The organism is Leptolyngbya sp. PCC 6406, assembly GCF_000332095.2.
Classification (GTDB): domain Bacteria; phylum Cyanobacteriota; class Cyanobacteriia; order Phormidesmidales; family Phormidesmidaceae; genus PCC-6406.
Genome location: NZ_KI913949.1, coordinates 1,505,411 through 1,521,315 on the forward strand (window position 1 = coordinate 1,505,411; position 15,905 = coordinate 1,521,315).

Below are 15,905 nucleotides of genomic sequence, written 5' to 3' on the forward strand. Positions count from 1 at the left end.
TTTTCTCCAGATGGGTGCAGGTGTTTTGGCTAACCAAAGACACAATCCGTAATTGTATCATCATCAGCTCCTTGTCTAGGGTTACTGATGTGTTGGCATTGATATTGATATAGACCTATCGGGCTTCGGTGAGGAGATCAACCGCCAGCAAATTCGTGTTTGAGCTGGCGATTGATCTCCTCTAGGTCAAACGCTTCTGGATCGAAGCTACCCCCCACCCATTCCAGCATGGAGTCATGGTCATCCTGGCTGGGATCTTGGATGGTTGTCAGAAATTCGGCATAGCCCCAAATCCCACCGCAGTCCTCTGGAGGGCAGGCTCGCTTGCCCTTGACGCAGAGGGGATATGACACTTCAGGGTCAGGGGGTAGGATTTTTTCCACCAGAATCTGGTGATCCCAGCCATCTCCCATGTCATATATGTAGGAAAACTTGAATTTCTCCCCTGAAATCACCTTGTCCAGCCGGATGCGGCCTTCATCTTTAATGCCAAACTCATCATATTCTGGCATTGGCTGGCCATAGGTTTGACCCTGAATCTCAAATTCATGGAGGTGACAGTTGTACCAGCCCATGCTGGTCTGAATCACCTGATGGAGTTGAGCCAGGGTTATGGTGCTGGGCACCTGGATTCGTCGCCAGATCGGCGGACGGCTGCCTCTCAGGGCGACTTTGAGCTGGTAGATGGGCTGTTTGCGAGCAGGCATTAGAACAATAGGGGAAAAAGACTATTTTTGGGTATCAACGTAAGCCGAGACAATATTGGTTCCGAAGAATTCAGGAGTCAGAATCCACTACTCTCCTGGATTCTGGCTCCTAACGCCTAACTCCTCCCCAAGAGATTTGTCCCGCTTTGAGTTGATACCCAAGAATCCTCATTCCTTTGCGAGAAACGGCCTAATCAGGCTTTACCCCATACCCCGACTGACCCAATTGGGTCTACTGAGCAGCCACGTCTAGGGGCCAAACGCCGACAAAGCGCCGGAAGCTGTCTCCCTGGAACATGGCGTCTAGATTAAAGTTGTGCACGCCAAAGTTGTTGGGGTTGCGGACGCTGGAGATCACCACCATAAAGTTGCGATTTCCAGGGATGGGATTTTCAGGATAGATCTCGATCATGTTGCGATCGCTATCGACCACGACTTCGCTGATGGGAATCGTGGCACCCCCTCGGCCTGTCCCTTCCCGCAGTTCAATGGTGGCGTTGTTAAAATGTCCCCGCTCCTCTTCAAAGGCTTCAGGGTAGCTAATTTGTAGCTCAATGATGTCGCGGGTAAAGGTGCGTCCCCCCACATACAGGTAGTAGCGGGCGCGGGTATTGCGACGGCTGTTGTTGTCTAGGCAGTAGCCCAGACGATATTCACTCTCAACCCCCCCAAAGAGGGTGAGGCCCTGACAGGTTTGGGTGAGCTGGGCTAGAGCCGGGGTAGCCTGGATGGCGGTTTGTCCGCCCACGACGCCGAATCCGGCGACAGCGATGGCGCTTAAGGTCAAATTACGAAGCCAGCTTTTAGAACCCATGTGTTGAACCTCCAATTGGATTTGCGTTCCCAGAACGTTTCTTCTCTGCTGTCCCCATGACGCGGGCGTAGGCTATCAAGTGCCCTTGCTGACAGGAGACTGGGCTAGGGGCAGCGTCAACGCTGGCTGCTTAACCGATGCCTTTGGTTCTGCGATGGAATTTTAACATTGTTCATGGTGACCGTTGGGCGGGTCAGGGTGACTCTTGGGGGGCATTGGCCAGGGGGCGACCCCGCCAAGTCCAACCCCAGCCAGTTTCTACTTTGATGATGGAGACGAGGGGAATGGCGGTCATCAGTAAGCCCCCCAGCCAGCCCAGCCAAAGGTATCGGGGGGGGACGCCCAGTTGTTGCGCTAGGGAAAGGCGCAACCGCAGGTGCAGGGCCAGGATGCTGATGCCGACTAGGGCAATCGCGGCTGTTGTGGGAGCGGGGTTTGCGATCGCAACCAGTCCTGCCCCTAGGGCCAAACTCCAGGGCAGGACAAAGATTAGCTTTACTGCTAGGGCAGCGAAGAGGGTTGTTCCGACCTGACGATTGGCTCCTAGGTGAAAGTTTTTGGTCCAGCCCTCCCAGAGCCCAGCAAAATTTTCGTACATGCGGACCTTAATGGGAGCCCCTGCCAGCACGTAGCGCAGTTTGAGCCCTGCTGCCTTGATGCGTCGAGCTAGGGTGACATCCTCTAGGGCGGTGGCGGCGACGGCCCGATGGCCGCCAATTTGGTTGTAGGCGCTGGGGCGAAATAGCATAAAAGGCCCAGCGGCAAAGGCTTTGTCCGGCTGGGCAGGATCATTGACTGGGGTGAAGTCAAAGCCTACCGCAATCAGGGCAATCACGAGGGGTTGTACCAGCCATTCCGCTAGGCAGCCGCAGAGGATGGTGGGGGCGCAACTGAGGAGGTCTGCTTGGGTGCGTTCCGCCTCCATCACCGCAATCGCGATCGCATCTGGTTCTAACCGTACATCGGCATCGATGAATAGCCAATAGTCCCCCGTGGCCCGCTCCACGCCATTGGTGCAGGCCCAGTTTTTCCCCTGCCATGCCACATCGGTGGGGCGCGGTGGCACCGTGAAGGCGGTGATGCGGGTATCGCAGGCGGCGAAGTGCTGCGCGATCGCGGCGGTCTCATCGGTGGACTCATCATCCGCGACAATGACCTGGAGATGGCTGGGGTCTGGTAGGTGGCTGGCTAGCACCGCCTCTAGGCAGGGCCTCAGGTTCACCGCTTCGTTGTAGGCGGGGATGACCACCGTGACTCTGGGGAGTTGTGGAGGCAGGTCTTTTAGGGGCAGCAAGACGGGGGCTGATTTGAGCGAGCGATTCAACCGAGATTGAAAAATCAAATTCGCCGCGATCGCAACTACCGCTAATAGCCCCCAGGTTCCAAACCCCCATGCCACGATGATTTGCATTCCTAGAGTCCGCTAACATCACTACGGGGAATCATAAACGTTTGGAGGCAATCGCCATGGCTACCCTACCTACCAGCATCCACTGGGACGGCGCAGATCTGTACCTTTTGGATCAGACTCAGTTGCCCCTGGCAACGGTGATTGAGAAACAGGACACTGTGGAGCAGGTGTGGGATGCCATCAAGCAACTCAAGGTGCGGGGAGCTCCCGCCATTGGTATTGCTGGAGCCTATGGTTTGGTGGTGGGACTGCGATCGCAGATCCAGTTGTCCCCCCCCGATTTCCTCGGGGAACTAGAGCGCCTTGCCGCCTACCTGGACAGCGCCCGTCCCACCGCCGTGAATTTGCACTGGGCGCTGACCCGTATGGTCACTGTCGCTCGGAGACTGGGGGAGGAAGATCCGGCAACGATTTTGATCACATTGGAACAGGAGGCGATCAAAATCCATGACGAAGATCGCCGTCTCTGCCGTGCCATTGGTGAGCACGGTCTGCCCCTGATCCAGCCCGGAATGGGGATACTCACCCACTGTAATGCCGGAGCCTTGGCTACCTCGGAGTTGGGGACTGCCCTAGCGCCGCTGTACTTGGCCCACCAGCAGGGGGTGGAGTTTCGGGTCTATGCCGATGAAACCCGACCCCTGCTCCAAGGAGCCCGACTGACCAGTTGGGAACTCCAGCAGAGTGGCCTGGATGTAACTCTGATCTGTGACAACATGGCTGCCCATCTCATGGGTCAGGGATTAATCGATCTGGTGATTGTAGGGACCGACCGGGTGGCGGCAAATGGAGATGTGGCCAACAAGATTGGCACATTAGGAGTTGCGATCGCGGCCCAATATTTCGGCATTCCCTTCTATGTCGCTTGCCCCTACTCCACCATCGACTTTGCCACCGCCGAGGGCCGCACCATCGTGATTGAGGAGCGCGGCGAGGCGGAGGTGACCCACTTTGGGGATCGCCGCACTGCCCCCTTGAACATCTCCGTGCGCAACCCCGCCTTTGATGTCACCCCCCATACTCTAGTGACAGGGCTAATTACGGACCGAGGCATTCTCCGTGCCCCCTACATCGAGTCCCTCAAACAGCACTATGCCAAGGTGTAAGGCAGGATTCTGTGCTGGGATGCCTAGGGGAGCCATCGAGAACGAATTGTGAAATAAATGTATCGAAGGCAACAAGGTTTGGTGAAGTGTATCACATCAGACCTGATGCTAGGGCAAGCTAGAACCATAGCAACGGTGAAGAACCCCACATACCGTAAGGAGATGGACCGTAAAGGTCAAGGGTTCTCAAGTTGTTCCCTGAAGATGACGAGAGCACGAGCACTCCCAAGAAACGTACTAACAACTCCCCGGCTGTACCCCAGTCGGGGATTTTTTTCGCAAATCCCTAACCTGGAAATCGGTATGCTGAGGGCAACGGGCACATAGGACACGCCGTTCCCCAGCCCTTCCCCAGCCGGACTTGACCTGCCCCATGAATGACCTACCGCCCCTAACCACCGATACCCTCTGGGATATCCTCAACGAGGTTCTGGATGACGCTACCGTGAATGCTCTGGTGTGGCATCACCTAGGCTATGGCTACGATGATGCCGCCGACACCTGGCAAGCGGGACCGTCCACGCCTCCCCAGTGGGCTGAGAAGTATCCCCAAGCCCCTAACTTTATCGAGAGCCGTCCCGCCACGGTGCAGCTTACCCGCTCCATTCCCCCGGAGAATAAACAGCTTTTGAAGGATGTCCTAGGCTTCAAGGGCTATTCCGTAGATCAGCTTATTCCCCGGCTTACCCGGCGGGCGACCATGGCGAATTGGTTGCTGAGTCGGATGAAGGAGGAGGGGTGATGGGGTGTTGGGTGGGGTGACAGGTGACAGGCGACAGGTGACAGGAATTTTGAATTTAATATCCCGTAGGGGCGCGGTTTCCGCGCCCAATGCAGAGGGTGACAGATAGATCTCATAGGGGCAATCCCTTGCTTGCCCTGTTCGCGTAGCGGCTTCTAAGAAACTTCCGGGAGCGGGGGTTTAGGGACAAGCTCGAACCCCATCTGCTGGGCTCGCTGTTTAAGGTGCTTAAGCACTCGTTGCTGATACTGCTGTTCATAAGCATCAGCTCCAATATCGACATAAGCCTCGCCAGTTGACCATAACCGATAGAAGAGGCATGCCAGTTTGTGCGCAGTTGCGGTAACGGCTTTCGGTGCCCCAAGGCGATTGCGAATCCGTCGATAGAACGCGCCCATAGCAGTCTGACTATGAGCCAACGATTGTGCCGCTATCCGAAACGCCTTTGCCGCTCGGTTGACAACTTTACGGGTTTTGGAGCTCAAGACTTTACCCCCACTGACTCGGCTACCGGGACAGAGCCCTAACCAAGAGGCGAAGTGTTTCACCGACGGAAAGCGCCTGGGATCAAGTCCGACTTCGGAGAGAATCGTTTGCACGGTTAGCACTTCGAGACCATCAATCTGGGTGAAGTCAATGCCACAGAGGCGATAGAGATGGGAGCGCAGGTCAAACTGGGGCGCATTGCGACTGGGCTTTCGACCTTTAGGTCTTGGCGGCAACGGCGCATCCGGAGCACTCTTATCCTCAAAGGTCTCCAGACAGGCTTGAATCTGGTCGTCGCACCGGGCAATTTGCTGAAGGTAGGTGTCATATAACAGCAATTCTTGCTCCAGCACAAACACGTGTTCCCCCCGGTAGTCCCCCTCTAAAGCTGCCGCAATCTCGTCCGTACTGCGTTTGGTGCGTGGGTCTCGCATCGCCGCTAACTGGAGCGGGTCTCGTTGACCCGCCACAATGGCGCGAATAATCTTCATGCCAGTTACCCCCGTAATGTCGCTGACCACCCGAGGTAGCTGCAGATTCATTTCCGTCAACGCCTTTTGCATCCGTTGAATATGAACGCTGGCACACTCGGTCAGCCGCTCGCGCTGCCGGATATAGCTTCGTAAGACGCAGATGGCATCGTCGGGACGAAACGCCGCTGCCAGTAGGCCATAACTATGCAACTGCCGCAACCACTGGCAATCTAAGACATCACTCTTTCGTCCCGGTACCGTTTTCAGATGATGCGCGTTGACCAAGCAGACCTCAAACCCTCGGATTTCTAGGATTTGAAACACCGGTATCCAATAGACTCCGGTCGATTCCATCGCGACGCTGGTGATACCACATTGTTGCAGCCAGTCCGCTAACCCATGGAGATCATTGGTAAAGCACCCAAACGGGCGGACGGGCTGCCGATCTCGCTCAGGCGGCACACTGACCCAGTGGGTATCTGCACCAATGTCAATTCCGGCGGCGTTAGGACAGAGCTGATGCACCGAACTCTTGGTAGATGGCTGAGTCATGGCAATTCTAGGAGAAGATAAGGGGCTCTAACCTGGGACGGTTGTTAGAGAGTCTTCTAAACGGGATAGCTAGGGCTTCACCAGTGTCATCACCATATATCCCAGGACCATGCTCCGTAACGGGCACTGAGGCACCAGTGGCGCTGCGGCCTTAACTGTTAGAGCTTACGATTACGATAGACCCATCCCCCTGTTTCTTCCGTGCATTACCCAACATTTTGGGTTGGGTCTGGTGCTCCGCAGGAGCAACCTAGTCGTAGGGTGGTTGCCCGGTGCGCGGGTGACCGATATTGGGGTGTGTGGGTGATGGGGTTAATCCCGTAGGGGCGGGTTTAGCTCGTATCTGCTGGGGAATCTGGAATGGAAGGCTCAAAACCCGCCCTACCCAGTGTCGGGTAATCCTAGCGTGCAAGAGGTCGTTAGCCGTCCAGGGTGCACTGCCAAGGTAGTAGAGCGTTTCAGCAAAGGCTTTCTGGTTGCGTACCCCGGTTCGATGCACAGCGCCAACAAAGGCCAGTTGGGGCCACTTTGCTTCCAGTGCTGGACTGGGGGGAAACACCTGAGCGTGCCGTTGTTCGTCGCAAGGTGGAATAGGAGGGCATAGGTTGGGCATCGGCTAACCTATGCAGCTCACGCAACTGGGCCTCATGTTGCTGGGCGAAGTCAGCCAGCGGGCGATAGCCACGATAGCCGCAGAGAAAGCCTAGCAAACTCAGGATTAGCAGCATCCACAAGGGGTGGCGACGCCCCCGCAGATGGCGATGGTCGGGAATTTGTTTTAATTGCTCTATGAGGGTCATGGGCTGAGGCTCAAGATCATGACTCAGCCCATCCTCATTTTTCTACGCTGGCTGGTATGAAACCACCTTGCTCGTTCGAAGGTAGGGGGGGATGTGAACGGTTACCCATCTCACATCTCATGCTCACCGCAGCAGGACTATGGAACTTTTATTTGCATGCTGCTTAATTCGCCAAGGGAAGGGAAAGACAGTCTGTGTCTTGCTTCTAAGACCTCTTAGGGACTCGCAAGAAAATAAGGTACCAATTGCCACCTTGCCTATTGGTGCATTGCTTCGCGTTTCGCAAGCGATATAAAAGGCGAAGCCGCGCCTTAGCGCTATGCACCCTACCAGTGCTCAACGGTTCCGGTACTTTATTTAGGCGCACGTCCCTTATTAAGCAACAAGTCTAATATCCACCCGTTCTGTAGACTTTCTCCAAAGAGATCTGCATGGCAAATGACCAACAGAAAAAAACGGGACAGTCTGGCTAGATTTTTCCGAGCTTCAGGGTTTGGATGGCTTGGATTTGGGTGTCTAATAATCGCGATCGCACTAGGCACCCTCCTGCGGTTCTATCACCTCAGCTTCAAACCTCCCTGGCACGACGAAATCTTCACCCTGATATGGATTTCAGGACTGTCTCCCAATGAGATCAAAACCCAGACTTTTTCAGGGCTTCCCCTGTCCCCGTCGGAATTAGTATCTTTGCTATCGCCCCAACCCGGCACTACCCTAAGCGATACCTTACACAACCTAGCCCTACGAGATCCCCAACATCCCCCCCTGTACTATGCTGGAGCGCGGCTCTGGGCCATTATGCTAAACTCCGCTGTCATCGGGATGCGGGGTCTAGCCGCCCTGGGTGGAGCCTTGGTCATTCTAGGAGGGTATTGGCTAGGACGGGAATTATTTCCCCATGCTAGAACCGCCTTGATGCTAGCGGCCCTATTGGCCCTCTCCCCCTTTCACCTAATCTATGCCCAAGAGGGCAGACCCTTTAGCCTCTGGACCTTGATGATCGTAGTGGCCAGTGCCGCCCTACTGCGGGCAAGGCGCTTAAATACGATCCCCAGTTGGCTAATCTACGCCATCACCATAGCCCTAGGACTCTACACCTTTCCCTTCTTTCTCTTTACAGTGCTGGGCCATGGCCTCTATTGCCTGGGAGTAGATGGGCTCCCCCTGCGGCAACTAACCCGGCGCTATGGTCTGAGTGGACTACTAGGAAGCGTTGCCTTTATCCCTTGGGCCTGGGTAATGGTAGAGGGACTACAGCAGGCCCAGGCGGCAACCAGATGGACAGCCCAGCCAGTACCCTGGACCACCCTGGTAAAAACCTGGGCGGCAAATACCAGTCGTCTGTTCTTTGACCTCAACTTTGACGTAGAGGATCCGCTCCTGCTCAGTGCACCGGGGGTACTAGTGATGGGATGCCTAGTCGCCTATAGTCTCTATTCCTTTAGTCGGGAGGCTCCCAAGCAAGCTCAGATATTCCTATGGTTACTGATCGGCACCAGTGCTCTGCCCCTGGTCGGAGCAGATCTACTGCTGGGGGGCCAGCGCTCTGCCATCGCCCGCTACCTACTCCCGACGGCACTAGGATTTCAAATAGCCGTCGCCTATGTCCTAGCCAGTCATTGGCAAACCAGAGAAGGGTCGAACATCCAGAGGCGTTCACTATGGCAGGGGATCACTCTTCTGGTCATAGGAGCTGGGCTCGTGTCCTGTATGACAATTTCCCAGTCAGAGACCTGGTGGACCCAGAAGATTAGCCACCACCATCCCGAAATTGCCCGTCTAATTAACGCTTCGCCCCAGCCTTTAGTGATAGCCAACACCTATCGGCAGAACTTTGGGGAGGTTCTAGCTCTAAGCTACAGCTTAGAAGGAACCGTAACCCTGCAATTATTTCCAGAAGAGGAGGGTTTTGAACGACCCACCCTAGAGGACTACAGTGATGTGTATCTACTAAGGCCATCACGCACCCTACGTCAAACCCTAGCGGCGGATCCAACTCTCCACATGGAGGAAGTCTATCCGGGTAACTGGCTTTGGGCCTTAAAAAGCTCAGATTATGGCCATTATCGTCAAGCGCCGAAGGCTGCCTTCATTCCCCATGCAAGGGGAATGGGTGTGGAGCGCGGGGACATTGCCGTTACAGGCCAGGTATCGTTACAGTTTTGGCAACCATCCTGGTGGTGACTGCAAGCCACCCTAGGGTAAGAGAATAGGAACCGGAGGAAGCCAAGGATGGTCCACAGATTAAGGTTTTGGTTGCCACTGGGGGCGATGGCCCTTTTGGGTCGGTCCCTGACCATTGCCCTCTGGGCAGGGTTAGCCAACGTACCTGCAATTTCCCTAGCCGCGCCTGCATGGCCAACCCCCGCGCCCGAGGGTTTAGATCGAACCGAAGCCACGCCCCGTCATACTCCCCTGATTGTGCGCCGTCATCACTACAACCGTTATCGCCAAGTCATTGAGCGCACCCAAGCCATGGTGTCAGACCCCATGGCCCGCCAACTGGCGGACGCCCTAGACCTGAATATCCTCAACGTTACCTGGGAAGATACAGGGCGTTTTTACGGATCTGCGGTCGGCCCCAACATCAGCGATATGACTATCCAGGTTCAGCAGCAGGATCCCGATACAGAACGGTATCAACTGCACCTGATGCCCGTCATCCGCCATCCCAACTTTGCCGACCTGAGTGCCGATATTCCCCTAGAAAACTTCTTTGTGCGAGTCGGGAACGAAAAGGGTGAAGACCTGCGGCGGGTGTCTCTGGCTGAGGTACTGGGAGACCTACGCAGCTACCTCCATACCCCCGACTCCTGGGCTGGACGATTGCAATCTCTATTGGCTCCGGAACGTGATAGCCACGTTCTCGTCAGTGCCCAGGCGTGCTTCCTGCCCATTCCCCAAGCGGGGATAGCCACCTTTAACCCAGTACTCTTCAACTACCAATCGCGTCCGGGAGATCCGGCAGTCTTGACGATTCTGGCCACCCGAGAGGGCACGAGTGTAACCATCATCGATAATCAACGCGATGGCTTTGAGGCGGGGCGAACTTGGGGACAGCGTCTCTTTTTCAACAAAAATGGTGAGCGGGCTAGCTTTACGGGGCAACGCCTCAGCGACTTTCAGGCTGACCAGGCATCAATCCCCGAGGCAGAGGGCACGGTGGATGAAGATACCGCTGGCCTCAACATGGTGCTGCTGATTCAGGTGCCGCTGAAACAGCGGGCTCCCTTTTCTCCCGCCTTCGCGGATGAGGCCATGCCACTGCCTCAAGCTGCGGCTCCGCTGGCCCGCCTGAGTGGTCCCAGTGATGTGGAGGAGGCGGTGATTGGTCATGGCGCAGTAGAGGGACCATTTACGGAAATTGATGGTCTTGCCATTGAGCGGGATCCGGCCTATCCGATTCGGGTGACGGTTCAGTTTTACAAGGCCACCAGCAATGGGGTGGTCACGGCGGCAGATATGGCGGAGATTCGTCAGCAGATTGATCGAGTTTATGCCGATGCCGACTATGTAGGTAGCCTGGTACTAGATGGGCCGAGTGATCGCCCTACGGAACATGATGGCCCTAAGGATGAGCCCCCGGATTGGTGGCAAAGGTTCTGGGAATTTCAGCAAAACTGGGGTAATCGGGAAGGATTCCCTCAAGATTGAGTCCGCTTTTGCACGGTGGCACCATTTTGCTGGACCACATGGGTGAGTTCGTGGGCAAGGAGTTCTTGCCCACCGCGATCGCTGGGGCTGTAGGCTCCCTGCCGGAAGAAAATATCCTGCCCGGTGGTGAAGGCGCGGGCTCCTACGGCCTCATTAAGTTGGTGGGATTCGGCGGAATTGGCATGGACACGAACGCCACTGAAGTCGGCACCAAAGGCGGACTCCATTTTGCCCTGGATGTCTGAGGGGAGAGTTTGGCCCTGACCGCGAGATTGCTCAATTCTTTGCTCTACGTCGGCTGGAGCAGTCATGGCCTCTTGGCCACCTTGGCGTTGGAGGGATTTTCCCTGAAGGAGTTCTTCTTCCTCTATAGCTGCCCGTTGCAGGGAACTGTCCATGGATTTTCCCTGAAGGAGTTCTTCTTCCTCTATAGCTGCCCGTTGCAGGGAACCCGCCATAGGCTTCATTTGCAGCTCCTCTTCTTCGGGCACTGCTTCCCGTTGCAGGGAACCCACCATGGGCTTCATTTGTAGCTCTTCTTCTTGGGCATCTCGCTGTACGGCGTCAGCAGCGGGGGAGTTGATGCGGTCCACCACTTGACTAGCGACTTGATCAGCTTCCTGCTCGTAGCGATCGCCTACGGGACCAACGGTCAGCTTGGCTTGGATGGGGGTGGATACAGGAATCTGGCTGAGTTCAAATCCCTGGGCGTGATTAGGGGGGTGCGAGCCATCTAAATGCTCGGCGCTAAAAGGTCGCTGGGTCAGGACTGCTGTCTGTAGCGTGGAAATCGTATCCCAACTGGCTGGTTTGATGGATTCCTGTGACTGCATAGACCCTCCTATAACGATCTGCTCACTCCTTGAGGCTATAGTCACTAGTTTGGCACAGCACCTTAACTATTGGGCTATATCCAGACACCTGGGGGGACATGAAAAAAGTGCCTCCCTCTTGTCATAACGCGCCATCCATGGGGAAACAGCATGGGGTGGATCTCACTCCGGTCCCGCTACTCCTTTTCTGGTAAGGGATCTGCTAGTTGAGCGGAGTCGTAAGTCTTTCAGACAGGCTTAGCAAACGCTTTAGCGTCTCCCCAAGGGTGGGGAAAGCCCTGTCCGCAAGGGTTTCAGGATTATATATACACGGTAGATTTATAGGGGAATCAGCGCTGGATGATTAGCGTCCAAATTGGAAATCAAAACTGACCTGACTCGACTCGACCGGCAAATCTATTAACTCTGCTTCCAGAGATAGGGCATAGTCCGCAGGGAGGTGAGTGGAGGCTTGGTGGATGTAGACCATGTAGTTCCCCATCAGGAAATAAACGGTCATCATAGCCGCTGCCGAGGATGCGACCAAAAATCCGGCTAGCATCAGCGAAAATTCTTGACTCTCAATGGCTCGCTCCATAAGACGGAGCGCCCAAGCCACCAGAGCAATGACCATGATTAAAATCAACAGCAACATGTTGTTGATGAGCAGACTCGGGAGCCTGAATATACTTCCCTATTAATTAAGCATTGTAACAGGGCTTTCAGAAATGTTGCTACTATTGCCGCACTGGAACCGCTCGATCTGCTAAGTAGGCTTTGATTTCCGCCACGGTTAAGTGGCCGTAATGGAGTAGGGACGCCAGTAACGCCGCTTCCGCTTGCCCCTCCGTCAGAATCTCATGAATATGCTGGCAGGTACCTGCTCCGCCGGAAGCAATGACGGGCACGGGTACCCGCTGGGCAATGGTTCGGGTTAAGGCTAGGTCGTAGCCGTTCTGGGTGCCGTCGGCGTCCATGCTGGTTACCAACAGTTCCCCCGCTCCTCGCTGTACTACATCCTCTGCCCAAGCCAGAGCATCCAAACCTGTATTTTCTCGGCCCCCCCGCACGTAGACATCCCAGCCCGGATTGATCGGGTCGGGGCGGCGACGGGCGTCGATGGCCACAACAATGCACTGCCGTCCAAAGCGATCGCTGGCCCGGTTAATAAAGTCCGGATCTCGCACGGCGGCGGAGTTAATGCTGATCTTGTCGGCCCCTGCCCGTAGCAGTTGCTTAATCTTGGCTAGATCCTGAATGCCCCCTCCTACCGTCAGGGGAATAAAGACCTGATCCGCTGTGCGGTAGACCACATCAATGAGAATGTCGCGGTCTTCATGGGTAGCGGTGATGTCTAGGAATACTAGTTCATCGGCTCCGGCCTCGTTGTAGACCTGGGCGAGCTCTACGGGATCGCCGGCATCCCGCAGGTCCACAAAATTGACCCCCTTGACCACCCGCCCCGCCTTCACATCCAGGCAGGGCAAAATGCGCTTTGCCAGCATAGTTTCGGTGTTTCCTGATTCCGCTTTTCACCATAGATCACGATGACACAAGACAGATCAAGATGGCACAAGACGCTGATAAACTGTGGGTTGGTTTTACGGATGCTCGGTCTAGGACTTTGGGCCTGCCAGGTACGGCCATGGAACCACATCGGCTTCAGCTATTTGGGATGAGAGGGCATGAGTCTAGAGATTGGACAACGGGTAAAGGTACGGCGATTGCGCGATCGCGTGGATAAGGACACCGCTGGACGACTGGGTAAAAGTGGTGTCATTCGCCAGTACAAGATGGTGGATGGCAGCGGTGTCGGCCTAGTGGTGGAGTTTGATGACAAGTTTTCCACTTGGTTTTTTGAAGATGAAATCACCCCTGAATAGGGGCATTTGAGTAGTACCATGGCGCAACTTTTGACCTTTCTGGGGCCGGATCGCACGGCCTGCGCTGTGGCCTCCGTGGCTATGGCCCGTCGCTTGGGGCAATCGGGCCAGCGGGTGCTGTGGGCCTCTCAGGAGGGTAGCCCCTGGTCTACCCAGCTCTGGGGAGCCCCGGTGTCTGGTACGCCTACCGCGATCGCAGAAGGGGTGCAGGCGGTGTACTTGGGGGCAGCGCCATTGCTGGCCCATAGCTGGGATGTCGTTAAGACCCTAGAGGCCCAATATCTGCGGGATCCTCTGCTGAAGCAAGTCTATAGCCAGGAGCTGACAGTGCTCCCTGGCATGGATGAGGCCCTGGCGCTGAATGCGCTGCGGGAATTTGACGCTAGCGGGGACTACGACGCTATTGTGTTTGACGGTCGAGATGGTCAAACCACGCTCCGCATGTGGGGAATGCCAGATGGATTGGATTGGTATATCCGCCGCTTTCAGGAATTGATTCAGGCGTCAGAGTTGGCCCGCTCCCTCAGTCCCTTTATTCAGCCCATTGCTGGGGTGATTTTTTCTGGAGGTGGCGGCTCCGATCGCTGGCAAGAACCCCTGGGCCAAGCCCGCACCTTTTTGGATGCGGGGCGCAGGGCGGTGCAGAATCCCCGACGGGTATTAGGCTTTCTGGTGACTTCGGATCAGCCTCTGGCAATCGCCGCTAGTCGCTACCTCTGGGGCAGTGCCCAACAGGTGGGTCTGACGGTCGGTGGAGTTCTGGCCCTGGAATCCGCCAATAGCACGGAATTGGCTGCTGCCTTTGAGCCGCTACCGATGCATCCTCTACCTGCTCTGAGCGATGGAAATTGGGATGCTGTGCTGGCGGCGCTACCGGATGTGGAGCGTGCGATCGCAACAGCCCCCCGTGCCATAACCATCGACGAAGCAGCAGGAACGGTACGGCTCTTTTTACCTGGGTTTGAAAAATCCCAAATCAACCTCACCCAGTCTGGCCCCGAGGTCACTATCGAAGCTGGAGATCAGCGCCGTAATCTTTATCTGCCTGGAGCCCTCCGCAATCGCGCTGTGCGGGGCGCTAAATTCCAAGACAGCTACCTCAATCTTTCTTTTTAACTGCACAGTCCTAAGGGGTTTGCACAGAATCCCATCGGTAGGGGGGAGTGATGGGGTGTGGGGGTAAATCCCGTAGGGGCGGGTTTAGCTCGTGTCTACTGGGAAACCCCAAATGGGAGGCTCAAGGCCCGCCCTACCCAGTGCCGGGTGACCGATATTAATCTGGATCCGTAGGGGCAATCCCTTGCCTGTCCTGTTCGCTCCGTTGCTCCGGAGGAGCAACGGAGCCCTATAGCCCGGAGGGCTATAGGGCTCCGGCATGGCTACGCTAAGGCTAACGCTAGGGCGGAGCCTGCCCGGTGAGCGGGTGATCAATACCCTCCATCGATAGTCTCTCGCCTTGTCGGTTTCAGCCCTGGGGCTAGAGGCGATGCCCCAGGTCCAGGAGGGTGGTGCTGAGAACTCGCACTGGGGTAGTTGCTTCCCCGGAAAAGAGGGAGAAATCTAGCGGTCCCCAGTAGATTTGGGCTACCTCTGCCAGTTGCAGTAATAGGGGATGGCGCAGGCGAACCCGGCCTGGACACCGGAGCACCATTAGGGGAATACCGCCCTCCCCGGCTTGGGCGGTGAGGGTCCATTCGCAGGTATCTAACCAGTTCCCTACGGCCTCTGGCAGCCATCCCTTAAACTCAGTTAGGGTCTGATACTGAGAGAGTAATGCTTGCCAAGAGTAGCCAGAATCAGCAGGGTTGAACATTACAGCCTGATCCACGGTTCTACTTAACTTCCGAGTGTAGCTTTCCCTATTCAGGATAGACCTGAAGACTTTCTGTGAAGTGCTAACGTTGCTTAGCGTGTTCCGGCACTGGTCGCCTAAGAGGTGATGGCGTGGAACCTTCTGGTGGTGAGGATTTTATAGGTTGAAAGGGGCCGCTTGCAGTATCCCATGGCCAATAGCCCTCCGGGCATGGCTTCGCTAGAGCTGGGGTGGTTTTCTTCCCCAGACTGTAATGGGGGCGACACCAGTTGTAAATCAATCGTTGCACCTCTAATACCCGCTGTAACCCTGCTACCGTCTTAGCATAGAGATTTTGGCGACGGCGATAGGTACTACAACATCGTCAATTTTCATTGCTACTTCCAGACCTTCTCGCCAAACCTTGCGCCAGGAGTACTTCGCCGTCTGCGCGGCTGTTTGGATAGGTATCCGCTGGCTAAAGCCCATAGGGTTTTGCCATAACGTCGTTCACCGTCTGTGAACCAACGAATAAACCGGGCAGCTTGTGCCCATTGCCAAGTCTGTTCTGTGCCTGTGGTGAACAGCATCTCGTCTTTGTAGCCAGCGTGGGCGGTGACCCAATAACGACTCTGGCGCTCAATAAAGGTAAGCGTCCACCCTGCCCCCTACC

General features: G+C 55.7%; 15 protein-coding genes and 1 pseudogene. 6 read left to right on the forward strand and 10 right to left on the reverse strand.

Annotated features, from left to right (window positions below):
- Positions 1-137: 137 nt before the first annotated feature.
- The 3 genes from LEP6406_RS0206885 to LEP6406_RS0206895 form a co-directional block, all read right to left on the reverse strand.
- Positions 138-707 carry a plasmid pRiA4b ORF-3 family protein gene (locus LEP6406_RS0206885; RefSeq protein WP_008312157.1) on the reverse strand — a complete coding sequence of 190 codons (570 nt, stop codon included), beginning with the start codon at positions 705-707 and terminating at the stop codon, positions 138-140.
- A gap of 232 nt (positions 708-939) precedes the next feature.
- Complete coding sequence (locus LEP6406_RS0206890) at positions 940-1,521, reverse strand: DUF2808 domain-containing protein (protein ID WP_008312155.1); 582 nt, start codon at positions 1,519-1,521, stop codon at positions 940-942.
- A 193-nt stretch (positions 1,522-1,714) separates the two neighbouring features.
- Complete coding sequence (locus LEP6406_RS0206895) at positions 1,715-2,920, reverse strand: glycosyltransferase family 2 protein (RefSeq protein ID WP_225886445.1); 1,206 nt, start codon at positions 2,918-2,920, stop codon at positions 1,715-1,717.
- A gap of 68 nt (positions 2,921-2,988) precedes the next feature.
- Here LEP6406_RS0206895 and mtnA point away from each other — a divergent pair, with 68 nt between their 5' ends.
- Positions 2,989-4,038: an S-methyl-5-thioribose-1-phosphate isomerase gene (gene mtnA / locus LEP6406_RS0206900; protein ID WP_008312151.1), complete on the forward strand. Its 1,050-nt coding sequence runs from the start codon at positions 2,989-2,991 to the stop codon at positions 4,036-4,038.
- 373 nt (positions 4,039-4,411) lie between these two features.
- Complete coding sequence (locus LEP6406_RS0206905) at positions 4,412-4,780, forward strand: DUF1823 family protein (protein WP_008312149.1); 369 nt, start codon at positions 4,412-4,414, stop codon at positions 4,778-4,780.
- A gap of 155 nt (positions 4,781-4,935) precedes the next feature.
- Here the strand turns inward: LEP6406_RS0206905 and LEP6406_RS0206910 are convergent, their stop codons facing one another.
- On the reverse strand, positions 4,936-6,291 hold the full coding sequence (locus LEP6406_RS0206910; protein WP_027268916.1) for an IS110 family RNA-guided transposase: 1,356 nt from the start codon (positions 6,289-6,291) through the stop codon (positions 4,936-4,938).
- Between the two features lie 458 nt (positions 6,292-6,749).
- Positions 6,750-7,091 (reverse strand): transposase family protein, encoded by a 342-nt coding sequence (locus LEP6406_RS26905; protein ID WP_008309409.1) that lies wholly within the window; start codon positions 7,089-7,091, stop codon positions 6,750-6,752.
- Between the two features lie 438 nt (positions 7,092-7,529).
- On the opposite strand from LEP6406_RS26905, the gene LEP6406_RS26910 reads away from it, so the two are divergent.
- A complete protein-coding gene (locus LEP6406_RS26910; protein WP_008309408.1) occupies positions 7,530-9,275 on the forward strand; it encodes a glycosyltransferase family 39 protein in 1,746 nt (581 codons plus the stop codon).
- Positions 9,276-9,362: 87 nt separating this feature from the next.
- Entirely contained in the window at positions 9,363-10,745 is a 1,383-nt protein-coding gene (locus LEP6406_RS0206925) for a hypothetical protein (protein WP_225886447.1), read from the forward strand.
- Here LEP6406_RS0206925 and LEP6406_RS34120 read toward each other — a convergent pair.
- The 3 genes from LEP6406_RS34120 to hisF all read right to left on the reverse strand — a co-directional run bounded on the left by LEP6406_RS34120 (position 10,736) and on the right by hisF (position 13,062).
- Positions 10,736-11,578, reverse strand: coding sequence for an eCIS core domain-containing protein (locus LEP6406_RS34120; RefSeq protein WP_008309404.1), 843 nt, complete (start codon positions 11,576-11,578; stop codon positions 10,736-10,738). The genes LEP6406_RS0206925 and LEP6406_RS34120 overlap by 10 nt on opposite strands.
- Positions 11,579-11,921: 343 nt before the next feature.
- Positions 11,922-12,191 (reverse strand): hypothetical protein, encoded by a 270-nt coding sequence (locus LEP6406_RS35455; protein WP_202807638.1) that lies wholly within the window; start codon positions 12,189-12,191, stop codon positions 11,922-11,924.
- A gap of 103 nt (positions 12,192-12,294) precedes the next feature.
- Positions 12,295-13,062 (reverse strand): imidazole glycerol phosphate synthase subunit HisF, encoded by a 768-nt coding sequence (gene hisF, locus LEP6406_RS0206940; protein WP_008309400.1) that lies wholly within the window; start codon positions 13,060-13,062, stop codon positions 12,295-12,297.
- Between the two features lie 180 nt (positions 13,063-13,242).
- On the opposite strand from hisF, the gene LEP6406_RS0206945 reads away from it, so the two are divergent.
- Both LEP6406_RS0206945 and LEP6406_RS0206950 read left to right on the forward strand, forming a co-directional pair.
- On the forward strand, positions 13,243-13,440 hold the full coding sequence (locus LEP6406_RS0206945) for a cytochrome b6f subunit PetP (RefSeq protein WP_008309397.1): 198 nt from the start codon (positions 13,243-13,245) through the stop codon (positions 13,438-13,440).
- 18 nt (positions 13,441-13,458) lie between these two features.
- Positions 13,459-14,556 (forward strand): Get3/ArsA fold putative tail anchor-mediating ATPase NosAFP, encoded by a 1,098-nt coding sequence (locus tag LEP6406_RS0206950; RefSeq protein WP_008309395.1) that lies wholly within the window; start codon positions 13,459-13,461, stop codon positions 14,554-14,556.
- Between the two features lie 361 nt (positions 14,557-14,917).
- Here LEP6406_RS0206950 and LEP6406_RS0206955 read toward each other — a convergent pair whose 3' ends face one another.
- Complete coding sequence (locus LEP6406_RS0206955; protein ID WP_008309392.1) at positions 14,918-15,253, reverse strand: hypothetical protein; 336 nt, start codon at positions 15,251-15,253, stop codon at positions 14,918-14,920.
- Between the two features lie 116 nt (positions 15,254-15,369).
- Positions 15,370-15,894: pseudogene (locus LEP6406_RS34130) on the reverse strand (IS1 family transposase); the annotation flags it as partial.
- Positions 15,895-15,905: the final 11 nt, after the last annotated feature.